Genomic DNA, 15,397 nt, shown 5'->3' on the forward strand with positions numbered 1-15,397 from the left:
CTTCTGCGTACTCAGGCTTATGCGGCGAGATTTTTCGCAACAAATTCCCAGTTAACCAGCGCCCAGAAATGCTCCAGATAGTTTGGACGGGCGTTGCGGTAGTCGATGTAATACGCGTGTTCCCACACATCAACCGTCAGCAACGGCGTTGCATCCGTAGTCAGCGGCGTACCGGCATTTGAGGTAGAAACGATAGCCAGTTTGCCATCAGCGCTTTTTACCAGCCATGTCCATCCGGAACCAAAGTTTTTGATAGCGGCATCGGTGAACTGCGCTTTAAATTCCGCGAAGCTGCCAAAAGATGCCGCGATAGCATCAGCCAGTTTCCCGGTCGGTTCGCCGCCAGCGTTTGGCGCCAGGCAGTTCCAGTAGAAGGTGTGGTTCCACACCTGAGCGGCGTTATTAAAGATGCCGCCTTCGGAAGTGCGCACGATCTCTTCCAGCGATTTGCCTTCAAATGCCGTGCCTTTGATCAAATTGTTAAGATTGGTCACGTAAGTCTGATGATGTTTGCCATAGTGATATTCCAGCGTCTCAGCAGAAATATGCGGCGCCAGAGCATCTTTGGCATACGGTAATGCAGGTAATTCGAACGACATTGCTTCTCTCCTTATTATTAATATTGCGCACGCACAATAACCCTGGTGCGCGTAAGGATAGGGTAGCAAATTGAGCGGTGGCGCAAAAGAAGAAGTTATCCTGTCGTTAAACGACAGGATAAAATATTAGCGAATTGTTTTAGGCGTCATCACCCGACGGGCGCCGACATAATGACGTTGCCAGTACTCTTCGTTCAGTGAGGTGATCTTAATTTCCTGACCGCTGCGTGGAGACTGAATAAACTTACCGTTGCCGACATAGACGCCAACGTGATCGGCGGTGCCGCGCCCCTGCGTACGAAAGAACACCAGATCGCCGTTTTTCAACTCGCTACGCTCAATAGGCGCCGCGTCACGCAGGTGATACATCTCATTCGCCGTTCGGGGGATACGGATCTTCACTAAATCTTTATAGGCATAATAAACCAGACCGCTGCAATCAAAACCGGTGCGCGGCGACGCGCCTCCCCAGTGATACGGTTTACCAATCTGATTCATGAGTTTGGACATCGCGGTTTTCGTCGCTTTTTGTACTTTTGCACGATGCGCATCGGCAATAGAGACCGGCAATGTTCCTTTCCCCTTCACGCAGTGCGGCTTACGGCCTTTACGCGTCGTGCATTTTTCCGTTACGTCGAGGGCGGCGATTGACGTGGGCGCGGTTCTGTTACGACGATGCGTCGTATGACGAGATTTTGTGGAGGCGGTGGTACGTTTTGGCGTAGAAGCGGAAGAAGAACGGCTGGTTTTTGAGGTTTTTTTTACGTTTTTTTTGCTGGTTTTACTGATCTTTTTCGTTGTGCTTTTCTTTTTATCTGCCGTTTTCGTGACATGAGAAACAGCAGGCGTCGCTTTGGCTTGCCTGGAAGCATGGGCCATTGGCGTAAAGGGGAGAGTAGTAAAAAGTAAAGCACAGAGCGTGATCGAGATTTTGTTTATCCGCGCCACTGAGCAATCCTCTGTTAAAGGCAGGCGATTCATGCCTGCGTATGATTTACAAAACCTGATAATTCTAATCTACAAAAGCACAGATTGGTAATTGCTTTTGGTTTCTGAAGCTGTGTTTCGTTAACAGATGTAAAAAAATAGCAATTAATGCTAAACACAAACGCGTTATCTACAAATCACTGCACGGCAACCCGCTTAAAAGATATTTTGTATACAACTTATTCCCGCAGACGGTAAAATAATAAGGCATGATGAAAATGTTATTTTCCGTTGCCAGCCTGACCCGTTACAATGACAGGCTTCGGTCGTAAAAGTAGTTTAAGGAAGCGAGACAATGAGCACCACTATCGAAAAAATTCAGCGCCAGATCGCTGAAAACCCGATTCTCCTGTATATGAAAGGTTCACCGAAACTGCCAAGCTGTGGTTTCTCTGCGCAGGCCGTTCAGGCGCTTTCAGCCTGCGGGGAACGTTTTGCCTATGTTGATATCCTGCAAAACCCGGATATTCGCGCTGAATTACCGAAATACGCCAACTGGCCGACATTCCCACAACTGTGGGTGGACGGTGAGCTGGTCGGCGGGTGTGATATTGTGATTGAAATGTATCAGCGTGGCGAGCTGCAGCAGCTTATTAAAGAAACTGCGGCAAAATATAAAACTCAGGAGCCGGACGCAGAGTAATCTGTGAAAGGGGAAAGCGACCTGTAAAGGTCGCTTTTTTACCGCCATCGTGAGCAAGAGCGGCGTTGTTAGCCTCGTTATTTGTCCGTCGGCAAAGGTAACGGCCAGCCGCCCAGGCGCTTCCAGCGATTGACGATTTCACAAAACAGCACCGCTGTCCGCTCGGTATCATACAAAGCGGAATGGGCTTTTTCACCGTCAAACTCCATACCTGCCGCCAGGCACGCTTTTGATAACACCGTTTGTCCCAGCGCCAGTCCGCTCAATGCCGCAGTATCAAAGGTGACGAACGGATGAAACGGGTTACGTTTCAGCGAGGCGCGCTCTGCGGCGGCCATCATAAAACTGTGATCAAAAGTGGCGTTATGCGCGACCATAATGGCGCGGCTACAACCGCTGTCTTTGATACCTTTACGCACCATTTTGAAAATAGCGTGTAGCGCCTCATATTCACTCACCGCGCCGCGTAGCGGGTTAGAGGGATCGATACCGTTAAACGCAAGCGCTTCCGGCTGTAAGTTGGCTCCAGCGAACGGCTCTACATGGAAATGCAGCGTCATGTCCGGCATCAGCCAGCCTTGTTCATCCATTTTCAGCGTGATGGCGGCGATTTCGAGCAGCGCATCGGTTTTAGCGTTAAATCCTGCAGTTTCAACGTCGATGACGACAGGATAAAAACCACGAAAACGGTCGCACAGACCGGAAAGTTGAGCGTTATCGGACATCTGAGTCTCTTAATACGAAAAAATGCAGCGCGTATTATGGCAAATTTTACGCCGGGATGCAGTAAAACAACGGGCGCAGTGACCTGCGCCCGGCGGGGGATCAGTTACCCAGACCGCGGCCTGCGTCTTTAGCTTCAATCAATTCGATTTTATAGCCATCCGGATCTTCAACGAAGGCGATGATGGTCGAACCGCCTTTTACCGGCCCCGCTTCACGGGTCACGTTGCCGCCGTTCTGACGAATGCGTTCACAGGCTTCAGCAGCATTGTCAACGCTCAGCGCGATGTGCCCATACGCATTGCCCATGTCGTAGCTCTCAACGCCCCAGTTATAGGTTAGTTCGATGACCGCTTCTTCCGTTTCCGGACCATATCCCACAAAGGCCAGCGAGTATTTGTATTCCGGATTCTCACTGGTACGCAGCAATTTCATGCCCAGAACGTTAGTGTAAAAAGCGATGGAACGCTGCAAATCGCCGACGCGCAGCATAGTATGCAATAAACGCATTTTCGTTGTCCTTAAAATAGTCAAGATATTCAAAGTATAGCGGCGATGTGAGGCCGCTATCAATGAAATTACAGAGTAGGGTAGTCAGTGTAGCCTTCCGCGCCGCCGCCATAAAAACTTTCGGGACGCTGTGGATTGAGTTTCGCTTTACATTGCAGACGCGCTACCAGATCCGGGTTCGCGATGTAATCACGACCAAACGCCACGGCGTCAATCAGCCCTTTTTCGATCAGATCTTCCGCTTTTTCTGGCGTATAGGCGCCAGCGCCGATGATGGGACCGTGGAAACGCGCGCGCACTTTTTCACGGAACGCGTCGCTGTACGGTTCGCCGCCCGCCCAGTCTGGTTCAGACATATGCAGATAAGCGATGCCGCGTTTGCCTAACGCTTCAATCAGATAAAGGGCGTCAGCTTCTTCATTCGGGCCGTTATCGACATTCTGGAAAGTGCCGACAGGAGAAAGGCGGATGCCGATACGGTCCGCGCCCCATTCCTTAATGCCGGCATCAACCACCTCCAGCACCAGACGGGCGCGATTCTCTACGCTGCCGCCGTACTGATCGGTACGGTGATTAGAAGACGGTGAGAGGAACTGGTGCAGCAGATAACCGTGCGCGGAGTGCAGCTCCACCAGATCGAAGCCTGCCTCTCGGGCATTGGCGATAGCCTGGCGGAAATCGTTGACGATCCCGGGGATCTCGTGAGTATCCAGCGCGCGCGGCGTGGAAGTCTCTACGCGGATGGCCTGGCCGTTTTCGTCACGCAAAGAGGTGCGGGTTCCCGCATTGATAGCGGATGGCGCGACGGGCGCTTGTCCGCCTGGTTGCAGGCTGGCGTGTGAAATACGGCCCGTATGCCACAGTTGCACCGCCATATGGCCGCCCTGGGCATGGACTCCCTGAGTGATTTTTTTCCAGGCGGCGATCTGCTCATCGCTGTGTAATCCCGGTGCGCCGGCATAGCCTTTCGCCTGTGCGGAGATTTGTGTGGCTTCGCTGATGATCAATCCGGCGCTGGCGCGTTGACGGTAATATTCCGCCATTAACGGCGTAGGAATGTCGCCCGGTTCAATACTCCGCAAACGCGTCAAAGGCGCCATAAATACGCGATTTGTCGCCGTGATGGCACCCACCTTGAGGGGGGTAAACAGTTTTGCTGATGACATAGTGGCTCCTGATATAAGTAGACCGGTCGTCTTGTAATAAAGGAAATAAAAACGCCTGTTACTGCTCAGGCGTTGCAATGATGGTCTTAACATGCGCCAACGCATTTTCCAGCGGCGCGGCGCTACGGGATATTTTGGCCTGCAAATTGGCGCCCAGCCACAGGGCATAAAGTACCTGCGCCTGTGGCAACGGCTGGCCGGTGAAATGTAAACAGTGGCTATTACGGCCATCTTCCAGCGCGCGTGCAAGCAGTGCCATGATCTCCTGCGCCCCTTTATCCATCGTAGAGCGCATATCCTCCGACAGATCGCAGACCTCCGCTGACAGTTTCACCGTCAGGCAACCGCTAATGGCGCCTTGCTGGCAAAACTGCTTTAACGTTTCCTGATACCAGGCGAGAAGACGATCGCGATGATTACCGGGACCGGAGGTGAAGTGCGCCGTAAGACGCTGATGATAGCAGGCGTAATGTCGCTCAAGCATGGCGACGCCGAAGGCTTCTTTCGAGCGAAAGTAGTGATAAAACGACCCTTTAGGCACCTGGGCGGTTTTGAGCAACTCGCTAAGCCCCATGCCGGTAAAACCCCGTTGCATACAAAGCTGCTCGCCGGTGGCCAGCAGATGTTCGCGGGTATCGTGTTCGGTTTGCTTATTCATGACAGGCAGTATAGTAGACCAGTCGGTCTACTGCAAGCAGAGTTGCCATAATGTCAGTTAGCGTCTTCAATAGTCATAAGCGCCAAACGTTGAGGAGGGGATGTGGCCGAGCAGTTGGAGTTTTTTCCTGTAGCAAGCCCATGTCGCGGTATCTGCCAGTCTGATGAGCGTGGCTTTTGTCGGGGCTGTATGCGCAGCCGCGACGAACGGTTTAACTGGCAAAAAATGAGCGATGCCGAGAAACAAAATGTACTACGGCTTTGTCGCCAGCGTTTCTTGCGTAAAATACGCACAAATAAGCCTCTCCCATCGGAAGATCCTCAACAACCTTCACTCTTTTAAACGCGGAATTGCGTATACTCAACCTCATTATTCTCTATGAGGAATCTGTTATGGTTCAGCGTGTCACCATCGCTCCACAAGGCCCGGAGTTTTCGCGTTTTGTCATGGGTTACTGGCGTTTGATGGACTGGAATATGTCCGCGCGTCAGTTAGTGAGTTTTATCGAAGAACATCTGGATTTGGGCGTCACCACCGTTGACCATGCGGACATTTATGGCGGTTATCAGTGCGAAGCGGCGTTTGGCGAGGCGCTAACGCTGGCGCCGCATTTGCGGGAAAAACTGCAAATCGTTACCAAATGCGGTATTGCGACCACCGCCAGAGCGGAAAATAGGCTCGGTCATTATATTACCGATCGCCGCCATATTATTCTGAGCGCCGAACAGTCATTAAAAAATCTGGCGACAGATTATCTGGATATGTTGTTAATTCACCGTCCCGATCCGTTAATGGATGCGGATGACGTCGCCGAGGCGTTTCAACATCTGCATCAAAGCGGCAAAGTGCGCCATTTTGGCGTTTCTAATTTTACGCCAGCGCAATTTACGTTGCTGCAATCGCGCCTGCCGTTCACCCTGGCGACCAACCAGGTGGAGATCTCGCCGGTTCACCAGCCTTTGTTGCTGGACGGCACATTAGATCAATTACAGCAACTGCGTATTCGTCCGATGGCCTGGTCATGTCTTGGCGGCGGTCGGCTGTTTAATGATGAGGCTTATCAGCCGTTGCGCCAGGAACTTTCCGTTATCGCGCAAGAACTCAACGCCAGTTCTATTGAACAGGTGGTCTATGCCTGGATTTTACGTTTGCCGTCGCAGCCGCTGCCGATTATTGGCTCGGGTAAAATCGAACGCGTACGCGCCGCACTAGAAGCGGAAATGCTGTCATTGTCGCGTCAACAGTGGTTCCGAATCCGCAAGGCGGCACTGGGTTATGACGTGCCGTAATCGCCAACTCGTTGACTTTCCGTTCATGTTTTCGCCAGTGGTTTACACTTAACAGACGACCACATGTAACGGAGGTTTTATGAAGCGATTAAGTTTAGCGATGGTGACGCTGCTGGTCTGTGCGGGTGCGCAGGCCGCCAGCGAGAAAGTAGAGATGAACCTGGTGACGGCGCAAGGCGTAGGACAGTCTATCGGCACCGTCGTCATCGATGAAACCGAAGGCGGCTTAAAATTTACCCCACACCTTAAAGCGTTACCGCCGGGCGAGCATGGTTTTCACATTCATGCCAAAGATAGCTGCCAGCCCGCGATTAAAGACGGCAAAGCAGTTGCCGCAGAGGCCGCTGGTGGTCATCTGGACCCACAAAATACCGGCAAGCATGAAGGACCGGAAGGCCAGGGGCATCTGGGCGACCTCCCGGTGTTAGTCGTTAATAATGATGGTATCGCCACCGAACCGGTTACTGCGCCGCGTCTGAAGTCTCTTGATGAAGTGAAAGATAAAGCGCTCATGATCCATGTGGGCGGCGATAACATGTCCGATCAGCCGAAACCGCTCGGCGGCGGCGGAATGCGTTACGCCTGCGGCGTCATTAAATAACCCGGAGACAGTGTTCCCTGCGCTGGAGCCTGTTCCAGCTGCGACAGCGAACAGTGTAAACGCCAGATAATCGCCGCCAGCTCATGCGCGGCGGGTTGATGATGATGTGCGAGCGTGTCGCAGATACGCTGTAGTTCCTGTAGCGTGACGGCAAGCGGGCGTTGCTGCACGCCGCGCTCGCTCATCACATCGCGCAGCAGGGATATACAAATATCCCGCACCCGGGAAAGCGGATCGGAACGCGACTCCCAGGCGCGCAGCTGCCACACCACATGCGAGCAGTTCAGCAGTACCACTCCCCAACGTAATAACCACCGGCGCGCCAGCGCATCCTGGCTATTGCTGAGCTGACTGACGTGATGATAGGTCAGCGATTCAAACTCGCTTTCGCTATGGGAAGGGTGACGGCTAAGCTGATCGACGAAATCCCGGCGTAGCGCGCGGATATGGCGGCGGCTTTTTACGGCATCGGAACCGGGGCGCAAAATCGCAAACGCCAGCCAGGAAATCGCGACGCCGACGATCTTGGCGGTATTATCGTTAAGGAAGTCGGCGAAGTCGTACACCGGCGGATTGGTCACGGCGATGAATGAGCCCATAAAAACGATAAGCTGCCCCCACAGTCCCGCCAGCTTAGGCATCTGCAGTTTAAGCAGTTGCATCGTGACGAACAGCGGAAAAAGGAAAAGCAAGAATTGCCACAGATCGGTGATTTGCACCATCAGGCCAAATTTCACCACGAAGCTGAATAAGGACAGCAGCACTAAAGTTCGCATCAATAAGGTGAGCGACTTAAACGGCGTGGCGACGATGGAGTAGAGGACACAACTGATCGCCGCCAGGGTTAATGCGCCGGGCCCGGATTCCCATTGCGCGCCAATACTCCAGGCGCCAATCACCGTGAGCGTGCAAAAGGTACGCACGCCGCTCCAGATGGCCTCTGCGTTATCCGTATGCCGCGCAAGGCCGGGAGTGCGGCGGATATGGATTTGATCCACCGGCGCGCCGCTTTCGATCAGATATAACTGGCGGCTGCTGCGCAGATATAAGTGGCAAAAATAGCGTAATCGCTGCCAGAACGCGAGGTGACGATAATCCTGTTCATCCTGCGGGCGTAGCGGCGCAATAATCCGCGCCACGGTGTAGCTGTCCGCGCGCGGTTTTGCCAACTCAGCTAAGAGTTGTTCAATGACTTCGCGGCTGTTTTCCGGCGGCGTCGGCCAGTTTAAAAGCATTCTACGCAGACTGGAGATCACGCTGGTTAGCCGTAATTGCTGGTGTAATAATGCATTTAGTAATGCATTCTGGCGGCGAAAACGGTAATGACTCCAGAAGGCCTGAATACGCAGCAGGTTCATGGTCAGGATTTGCCCAATGACCCCCTCATGCGCGGAGCGGATGGCGTCGGTAGTCTCCGGCTGCCACAGTAGACTGGCATGTTCCAGCAAGCGCGCATGCATGTTTTTCAACGCGGTGAGCAGGGCAGTGCCATCCGATGTGCTGGGTAGGATCATCATCATCATGCCGCCACAGAGGATGCCGACGATAACTTCACATACACGTGCCTGGGCGATATCCCACAACTGCGTGATTTCTACAATATTAACCATCGGGAACGCGATGATTGCCGCCGTGTAGCCGGACAACTGGAAAGCATAAGCGACATTATTGGTAAAATGCGCGCAGGCCCAGGTACAAAAACCGATCCAGGCGGCCATGCTAAATAAGAACAACCAGGGTTCATTCAGCGTATGGCCGGCAATAATCAACGCGGCGGTCGCGCCGAGTAAACTCCCGGCAATACGCCCCAGACTTTTACTGATTACGCCGCCTACGGTCGGAAAGCTCACCACTGCGGCCGAAGTCATCGCCCAGTAGGGCTCATCCAGATTGAGATAATAAGCGAATGTCAGCGCGAGACACATGGCAATGGTATTGCGCAACGCGTAACGCCACTGGCCGGAGGTCGCTTTAAACCAGGGCGTATTTCGCAGGGCCGGCAGGGAGAGTTTCATTACCGCTGTCCAATGGCTACGCTGCAGGTAGTGCCGGAGACGAGCGTGATATCCTGCGGCAAAGCGTCAAATTCGATACGTACCGGTACGCGTTGCGCCAGACGTACCCACGGTACGTTGGGTTTGATATCGGGCACTAAACCGGAGTCGCTTTCCACGCTTTGGTCGTAAATAGCGCGCCCGATACTGCCAACGTGACCCTGTAACTTAATATTGCCACTATACAGTGTTATTAATGCAGGTTCACCTTCGCGGATATGGCGTAGTTTGGTTTCTTCGAAATATCCCGTTACATAAAATGAATGGCTATCTACCAGGGCGAAAAGTGGCTTACCGGTACTGGCATAATCACCGGTACGCGTGGAAAGGTTGGTCACCCAGCCGGATACCGGCGCTTTTACTTCCGTCTGGCCAAGCTGCCACTGCGCCTGTTTTAACGTTGCCAGTGCGACATCTACGCTGGCCTGCATCGCTTTAACATTCAGATTGGCGCTATCCAGATCTTCAGCAGAGATGTAGTTACGCGATAAATGTCGACGTCGATCGGCTTCATTATTCGCTTTTGCCAGATCGGACTGCGCTTTGGCCAACTGCGCCTGCGCGTTAAGTTCTGCAATATGGAAGGGCGTTTTATCAATGACAAAAAGAACGTCCCCGGCGTTGACGAACTGATTATCTTTGATGTTGAGTTGGGCAATGCTGCCAGAAACCTGCGGCGTTACGCTGACCTGTTCCGCGCGGATTTTACCATCGCGCGTCCATGGCGATTGCATATAGTAATTCCATAACCACCACGCGGCCAGAACGGCGACGACGGCGACAATGAGAGTAGAAAAATATTTTATTGTTTTTAACGACATATTTACCACACGATCAGTAAAACGAGGCCCAGACATACGCAAAGCGTAAAGAGGGAGAGATCCATTAACAGGGGATGCCAGATTTCATCAGAGTATATCCGGTCACGCAGGAGTCGGTGAATAAACAACCAGATAACGAACCCAAGCGCAAAGGCTTTAAAGAATGGCGGAAAGTAAACAGATGCTCCCAACATGAGATCTTGTAAGGGCAATCCTGTGGCGTTGAGTATACACTTCACAAGCAATGTTCCTTTGCGTCAGACATCGATGCTTTAGTTTTAGCCAAAACCGAAGCTACAGGTGCCAGGTGCGCACTATGTCTGAAAAAATGTCTATTGGTAAGCAAATTTAGCAATACATTTGTTTTGAGAATACAAATACTGCACACTATTCTAAAATCAGCATAATAACTTAGCAAGCTAATTATAAGGAGATGAAATTGGAATCGCCACTAGGTTCTGATCTGGCACGGTTGGTGCGCATTTGGCGTGCTCTGATTGACCATCGCCTCAAGCCTCTGGAATTGACGCAGACACATTGGGTCACGTTGCACAATATTCATCAATTGCCGCCTGACCAGTCGCAGATTCAATTGGCTAAAGCGATAGGCATTGAGCAGCCATCGCTGGTACGCACGTTGGATCAACTTGAAGATAAGGGGCTAATTTCGCGGCAAACCTGCGCCAGCGATCGTCGCGCTAAGCGCATTAAACTGACCGAAAAAGCGGAGCCGCTGATCGCTGAGATGGAAGCGGTCATTCATAAAACGCGCGGTGAAATTTTGGCTGGGATTTCTTCAGAGGAGATTGAGCTTCTGATTAAACTTATCGCCAAACTTGAACACAACATTATGGAATTGCACTCTCACGATTGAGGTGCAGGGGCATACGTGTGGCCATGTGACCACACGTAAAGCCTGGTTTAGCGTGGAGAGACAGTAACCTGGCTGCCATTGCTGGCCAGCACGACACGCTGACCTGCCGAGAAACGCGTATTTCCTTGTTTCTGCACAACCATAATGGTGTTGCCATCGTCTTTACGAATTTCCAGTTCCACACCCTGGGTTTTATTCATTGCGCTCTGGACGCCCTGGCCCGCTACGCCGCCAGCCACCGCGCCTGCCGCGGTCGCCAGTGAACGACCCGTACCGCCGCCGATAGTGTTGCCGAGGAATCCGCCCAACACCGCGCCGCCGATAGCGCCAATCACGTTAGAATCATCACCGCCCTGAATTTGAACCGGACGAACGTTAACGATAGTACCGTACGTTACATTCTGAACTTGTTTAGCCTCGGATGCGGTATAAACATCACCCGAAAGGCTATCATTGTTAACACACCCCGCTAAGGATAACCCCATCAGTGAAACGGCCAGTACACGTTTAATCATTTACCCATCTCCTGTTCTTCACGAAACGCTATTTCAGCATCCCTATAGCTAAATTATATGGCATTTATGCAGTTAAGGTCATATCTTCTGCCAAAAGAATGTAAAAATCATAATCAGAAGTTAATTAACTAATCTTAAACGAAGTGGGAAGCAAGAAAAGATAGGTTATTGATATCCGTGGACGGCACGGCAAAAAACGTGACGCGGGCATCGCATTGCAAAATACGTTATGCCGAGTGTTAAGGCTTAACCCAGCTTAATAAGGAAGAGGTATGAAATCGGGCCGTTTTATTGGCGTTATGTCCGGGACCAGCCTTGATGGCGTGGATGTTGTACTGGCGGCAATTGATGAAACCATGGTTGCGCAACAGGCAAGTCTCACCTGGCCCATTCCCGTTCATCTGAAAAAAGGCATTCTCGATATTTGCCAGGGACAACCGCTTACGCTCTCGCAACTCGGCCAGCTGGATACCCAGTTAGGCCGGCTTTTTGCACAGGCGGTTAATGCGCTGTTAGCGCAACAACGTTTGCAGCCGCGGGATATCGTCGCTATTGGTTGTCATGGGCAAACGGTCTGGCATGAACCGACCGGCGAGGCCCCGCATACGCTGCAAATTGGCGATAATAATCACATCGTCGCCCATACGGGGATTACAGTGGTCGGCGATTTTCGGCGGCGGGATATTGCGCTGGGCGGACAAGGCGCGCCGCTGGTGCCCGCTTTCCATCACGCGCTGTTGGGACATCCGACGGAAAAACGTATGGTCCTGAATATCGGCGGCATCGCCAATTTATCTCTGCTTTTCCCCGGACAGGCGGTGCGCGGGTACGACACGGGGCCGGGTAATATGTTGATGGATGCGTGGATTTGGCGACAATGCGCGCAGCCCTACGACAAAGACGCGGCATGGGCGAAAGAAGGTCAGGTTATTCTTCCCTTGCTGCAAAAGATGTTGCGCGATCCGTACTTTGCTGCGTCGGCGCCCAAAAGTACAGGACGCGAATATTTCAACTATGGCTGGTTAGAGCGTCATCTTACGGCTTTCCCTGGCGCAGACGCGCGCGATGTACAGGCCACGCTGGCGGAGCTGACGGCGGTCTCCATCGCCCAACAGGTGCTGCTCAATGGCGGCTGCGAGCGGCTGATGGTCTGTGGCGGCGGAGGCCGGAATCCGTTAGTGATGGCCCGTCTGGCGGCGCTGTTGCCCGGTATCGAGGTTTCGACCACCGATAAGGCGGGGATCAGCGGCGATGATATGGAAGCGCTGGCCTTTGCCTGGCTTGCCTGGCGAACGCTCGCGGGCCTGCCGGGAAATTTACCTTCCGTGACGGGGGCTACAGAAGCCAGTGTTTTAGGCGCTATTTACCCGGCTAACCCAATAACTCAGAGTTAACTGAATTTTTCCCGGACCCTATATCGGTAAACTAGCAAGGTCAGGAAGGGGCGTTTGCCTTCCAGAAGCAGGAGAGCTTTCGGGATATGCCTATGAAAAAGATCGCAATAATGTGTTTACCTGTGCTGCTGACCGGCTGTAGCGTTTATCAACAATTTGTTGAACGTATGCAAACGGATACGCTGGAATACCAGTGTGATGAGAAGCCGCTTACCGTTAAAGTCAATAACCCGCGTGAAGAGGTCAGTTTTGTTTATGACAATAAGCTGCTGACCCTGAAGCAAGGAATCTCGGCCTCGGGCGCGCGTTATACCGACGGGATTTATGTTTTCTGGTCGCAAGGCGAGAGCGCCACGGTCTATAAACGAGACAGAATTGTGCTTAATAACTGTCAGTTACAAAATCCGAAGCGTTGAGATTTTCAGTATGGGGGCGCACAATAGCGCCACCCACTGATTATTTCTGATCAACGCCATGTCTGATAACGACCAATTGCAGCAGATCGCGCATCTGCGCCGTGAATACACGAAAGGCGGCTTGCGTCGCCGCGATTTACCCGCTGAACCGTTAACCTTATTTGAGCGCTGGCTTGGGCAAGCGTGCGACGCCAGACTGGCCGATCCGACGGCAATGGTCGTGGCGACCGTAGATGACAAGGGGCAACCGTACCAGCGTATTGTATTGCTCAAGCATTATGATGAAAAAGGCCTGGTCTTTTATACCAACCTGGGAAGCCGCAAGGCGCATCAGATTGAGCACAATCCGCGTATCAGCCTGTTATTTCCCTGGCATATGCTTGAACGCCAGGTGATGGTGACAGGCAAAGCCGAGCGTCTCTCCACACTTGAGGTGGTGAGGTATTTCCACAGCCGTCCGCGCGACAGCCAGATTGGCGCATGGGTCTCTAAACAATCCAGCCGCATTTCCGCGCGCGGTATCCTCGAAAGCAAATTCCTGGAGCTTAAGCAGAAATTTCAACAGGGCGAAGTGCCGTTACCCAGCTTCTGGGGCGGTTTTCGCGTGAGTATCGAACAGATGGAGTTCTGGCAGGGCGGCGAACATCGTCTGCACGATCGCTTTTTGTACCAACGCGACGACGGCGCATGGAAAATCGACCGTCTTGCGCCCTAAAGATGCAAAAATCTTGTTTTAAGCACTGGTGCGGATGAATCTGCCGTTTTATGCTATGTCTCTTTCGCGTCTGGCGAAAAGTCGTGTACCGGCAAAGGTGCAGTCGTTTTATACATGGAGATTTTGATGGCAAGCAGTAACTTGATTAAACAATTGCAAGAGCGGGGGCTGGTAGCCCAGGTGACGGACGAAGACGCGTTGGCAGAGCGACTGGCGCAAGGCCCGATCGCGCTCTATTGCGGCTTCGATCCTACCGCTGACAGCTTGCATTTGGGGCATCTGGTTCCATTGTTATGCCTGAAACGCTTCCAGCAGGCAGGGCACAAACCTGTTGCGCTGGTAGGCGGCGCGACCGGTCTGATTGGCGACCCGAGCTTCAAAGCCGCCGAGCGTAAACTGAACACTGAAGAGACCGTTCAGGAGTGGGTGGCGAAAATTCGTAAACAGGTTGCCCCATTCCTGGACTTTGATTGCGGCGAAAACTCCGCCATCGCGGCCAATAACTATGACTGGTTCGGCAGCATGAATGTGCTGACTTTCCTGCGCGATATCGGTAAACATTTTTCCGTTAATCAGATGATCAACAAAGAAGCGGTGAAGCAGCGTCTGAACCGTGACGATCAGGGTATCTCTTTCACGGAGTTCTCTTATAACCTGCTACAGGGGTACGACTTCGCTTGTCTGAATAAACTGCACGGCGTTGCCTTACAGATTGGCGGTTCTGACCAGTGGGGGAACATCACTTCCGGTATCGACCTGACCCGTCGTCTGCACCAGAATCAGGTATTTGGTTTGACCGTTCCACTGATCACCAAAGCTGACGGCACGAAATTCGGTAAAACCGAAGGCGGCGCTGTCTGGCTGGATCCGAAGAAAACCAGTCCGTACAAATTCTACCAGTTCTGGATTAACACCGCAGATGCCGATGTTTATCGCTTCCTGAAATTCTTCACTTTTATGGACATTGAAGAGATTAATGCCCTGGAAGAAGAAGATAAAAACAGCGGTAAAGCGCCGCGCGCGCAGTATGTGCTGGCCGAGCAGGTGACGCGCCTGGTTCATGGTGAAGAGGGGCTGGTCGCGGCGAAACGGATCACTGAATGCCTGTTCAGCGGTTCACTGAGCGCGCTGAGCGAAGCTGACTTTGAGCAGTTGGCGCAGGACGGCGTACCGATGGTTGAAATGGAAAAAGGCGCCGACCTGATGCAGGCGTTGGTAGACGCCGAACTCCAGCCGTCGCGTGGTCAGGCGCGTAAGACTATCGCCTCCAACGCTGTCACTATCAATGGTGAGAAACAATCCGATCCTGAATACATCTTTAACGATGAGGACCGTCTGTTTGGCCGCTATACCTTATTACGTCGCGGCAAAAAGAACTATTGTCTGATTTGCTGGAAATAAGGCATTAAGTAACAGGGAGTGAGAAATCACT

Annotated in this window: 19 protein-coding genes; 9 read left to right on the top strand and 10 right to left on the bottom strand. The window is 52.4% G+C overall.

What is annotated here, in order from left to right:
• Positions 1 to 17: 17 nt before the first annotated feature.
• Both sodB and ACLD4F_RS02220 read right to left on the bottom strand, forming a co-directional pair.
• Positions 18 to 599, bottom strand: coding sequence for a superoxide dismutase [Fe] (gene sodB / locus ACLD4F_RS02215; protein WP_000007299.1), 582 nt, complete (start codon positions 597 to 599; stop codon positions 18 to 20).
• 126 nt (positions 600 to 725) lie between these two features.
• Positions 726 to 1,547, bottom strand: coding sequence for a C40 family peptidase (locus ACLD4F_RS02220; RefSeq protein ID WP_001520344.1), 822 nt, complete (start codon positions 1,545 to 1,547; stop codon positions 726 to 728).
• A 334-nt stretch (positions 1,548 to 1,881) separates the two neighbouring features.
• Between ACLD4F_RS02220 and grxD the strand changes: the two genes are divergently transcribed.
• Positions 1,882 to 2,229 carry a monothiol glutaredoxin 4 gene (gene grxD / locus ACLD4F_RS02225; protein WP_000108176.1) on the top strand — a complete coding sequence of 116 codons (348 nt, stop codon included), beginning with the start codon at positions 1,882 to 1,884 and terminating at the stop codon, positions 2,227 to 2,229.
• 77 nt (positions 2,230 to 2,306) lie between these two features.
• Here grxD and rnt read toward each other — a convergent pair whose 3' ends face one another.
• The 4 genes from rnt to ACLD4F_RS02245 all read right to left on the bottom strand — a co-directional run bounded on the left by rnt (position 2,307) and on the right by ACLD4F_RS02245 (position 5,286).
• On the bottom strand, positions 2,307 to 2,954 hold the full coding sequence (rnt, locus tag ACLD4F_RS02230; protein WP_001282267.1) for a ribonuclease T: 648 nt from the start codon (positions 2,952 to 2,954) through the stop codon (positions 2,307 to 2,309).
• A gap of 100 nt (positions 2,955 to 3,054) precedes the next feature.
• Positions 3,055 to 3,462 (bottom strand): lactoylglutathione lyase, encoded by a 408-nt coding sequence (gene gloA / locus ACLD4F_RS02235; protein WP_001237787.1) that lies wholly within the window; start codon positions 3,460 to 3,462, stop codon positions 3,055 to 3,057.
• 68 nt (positions 3,463 to 3,530) lie between these two features.
• On the bottom strand, positions 3,531 to 4,628 hold the full coding sequence (locus ACLD4F_RS02240) for an alkene reductase (protein ID WP_000092927.1): 1,098 nt from the start codon (positions 4,626 to 4,628) through the stop codon (positions 3,531 to 3,533).
• 58 nt (positions 4,629 to 4,686) lie between these two features.
• Positions 4,687 to 5,286: a TetR/AcrR family transcriptional regulator gene (locus tag ACLD4F_RS02245; protein ID WP_001041823.1), complete on the bottom strand. Its 600-nt coding sequence runs from the start codon at positions 5,284 to 5,286 to the stop codon at positions 4,687 to 4,689.
• Positions 5,287 to 5,388: 102 nt separating this feature from the next.
• On the opposite strand from ACLD4F_RS02245, the gene ACLD4F_RS02250 reads away from it, so the two are divergent.
• The 3 genes from ACLD4F_RS02250 to sodC2 all read left to right on the top strand — a co-directional run bounded on the left by ACLD4F_RS02250 (position 5,389) and on the right by sodC2 (position 7,176).
• Entirely contained in the window at positions 5,389 to 5,628 is a 240-nt protein-coding gene (locus ACLD4F_RS02250; protein ID WP_031605363.1) for a DUF1289 domain-containing protein, read from the top strand.
• Between the two features lie 50 nt (positions 5,629 to 5,678).
• The gene (locus ACLD4F_RS02255) at positions 5,679 to 6,575 is read left to right on the top strand and encodes an aldo/keto reductase family oxidoreductase (RefSeq protein WP_001727487.1); all 897 of its coding nucleotides are present in this window, start codon (positions 5,679 to 5,681) and stop codon (positions 6,573 to 6,575) included.
• Between the two features lie 79 nt (positions 6,576 to 6,654).
• Positions 6,655 to 7,176 carry a superoxide dismutase [Cu-Zn] SodC2 gene (sodC2, locus tag ACLD4F_RS02260; protein WP_079965536.1) on the top strand — a complete coding sequence of 174 codons (522 nt, stop codon included), beginning with the start codon at positions 6,655 to 6,657 and terminating at the stop codon, positions 7,174 to 7,176.
• On the opposite strand, the gene ACLD4F_RS02265 is transcribed toward sodC2, so the two are convergent.
• The 3 genes from ACLD4F_RS02265 to ACLD4F_RS02275 are packed head-to-tail and all read right to left on the bottom strand — an operon-like array spanning position 7,152 to position 10,290.
• Complete coding sequence (locus ACLD4F_RS02265) at positions 7,152 to 9,191, bottom strand: FUSC family protein (protein WP_000777636.1); 2,040 nt, start codon at positions 9,189 to 9,191, stop codon at positions 7,152 to 7,154. The genes sodC2 and ACLD4F_RS02265 overlap by 25 nt on opposite strands.
• The gene (locus tag ACLD4F_RS02270; protein ID WP_411010654.1) at positions 9,191 to 10,051 is read right to left on the bottom strand and encodes an efflux RND transporter periplasmic adaptor subunit; all 861 of its coding nucleotides are present in this window, start codon (positions 10,049 to 10,051) and stop codon (positions 9,191 to 9,193) included. The genes ACLD4F_RS02265 and ACLD4F_RS02270 overlap by 1 nt, the downstream gene beginning before the upstream one ends.
• A gap of 2 nt (positions 10,052 to 10,053) precedes the next feature.
• On the bottom strand, positions 10,054 to 10,290 hold the full coding sequence (locus ACLD4F_RS02275) for a DUF1656 domain-containing protein (RefSeq protein ID WP_000649756.1): 237 nt from the start codon (positions 10,288 to 10,290) through the stop codon (positions 10,054 to 10,056).
• A gap of 194 nt (positions 10,291 to 10,484) precedes the next feature.
• Here ACLD4F_RS02275 and slyA point away from each other — a divergent pair, with 194 nt between their 5' ends.
• A complete protein-coding gene (slyA, locus tag ACLD4F_RS02280) occupies positions 10,485 to 10,925 on the top strand; it encodes a transcriptional regulator SlyA (RefSeq protein WP_000764551.1) in 441 nt (146 codons plus the stop codon).
• A gap of 47 nt (positions 10,926 to 10,972) precedes the next feature.
• On the opposite strand, the gene slyB is transcribed toward slyA, so the two are convergent.
• Positions 10,973 to 11,440 (bottom strand): outer membrane lipoprotein SlyB, encoded by a 468-nt coding sequence (slyB, locus tag ACLD4F_RS02285; protein WP_000597179.1) that lies wholly within the window; start codon positions 11,438 to 11,440, stop codon positions 10,973 to 10,975.
• Between the two features lie 272 nt (positions 11,441 to 11,712).
• On the opposite strand from slyB, the gene anmK reads away from it, so the two are divergent.
• From anmK to tyrS, 4 genes are all read left to right on the top strand, one after another.
• Positions 11,713 to 12,834: an anhydro-N-acetylmuramic acid kinase gene (gene anmK / locus ACLD4F_RS02290; RefSeq protein ID WP_042947353.1), complete on the top strand. Its 1,122-nt coding sequence runs from the start codon at positions 11,713 to 11,715 to the stop codon at positions 12,832 to 12,834.
• Positions 12,835 to 12,920: 86 nt separating this feature from the next.
• Positions 12,921 to 13,250, top strand: coding sequence for a C-type lysozyme inhibitor (gene mliC / locus ACLD4F_RS02295; protein ID WP_001132086.1), 330 nt, complete (start codon positions 12,921 to 12,923; stop codon positions 13,248 to 13,250).
• 58 nt (positions 13,251 to 13,308) lie between these two features.
• Complete coding sequence (gene pdxH / locus ACLD4F_RS02300) at positions 13,309 to 13,965, top strand: pyridoxamine 5'-phosphate oxidase (protein ID WP_001282334.1); 657 nt, start codon at positions 13,309 to 13,311, stop codon at positions 13,963 to 13,965.
• A gap of 126 nt (positions 13,966 to 14,091) precedes the next feature.
• On the top strand, positions 14,092 to 15,366 hold the full coding sequence (gene tyrS / locus ACLD4F_RS02305; RefSeq protein ID WP_000168626.1) for a tyrosine--tRNA ligase: 1,275 nt from the start codon (positions 14,092 to 14,094) through the stop codon (positions 15,364 to 15,366).
• The last annotated feature ends 31 nt before the right edge of the window (positions 15,367 to 15,397 follow it).

The sequence above is a fragment of the Salmonella sp. 741265050_HSA genome (assembly GCF_046569445.1).
Taxonomy (GTDB): domain Bacteria; phylum Pseudomonadota; class Gammaproteobacteria; order Enterobacterales; family Enterobacteriaceae; genus Salmonella; species Salmonella enterica.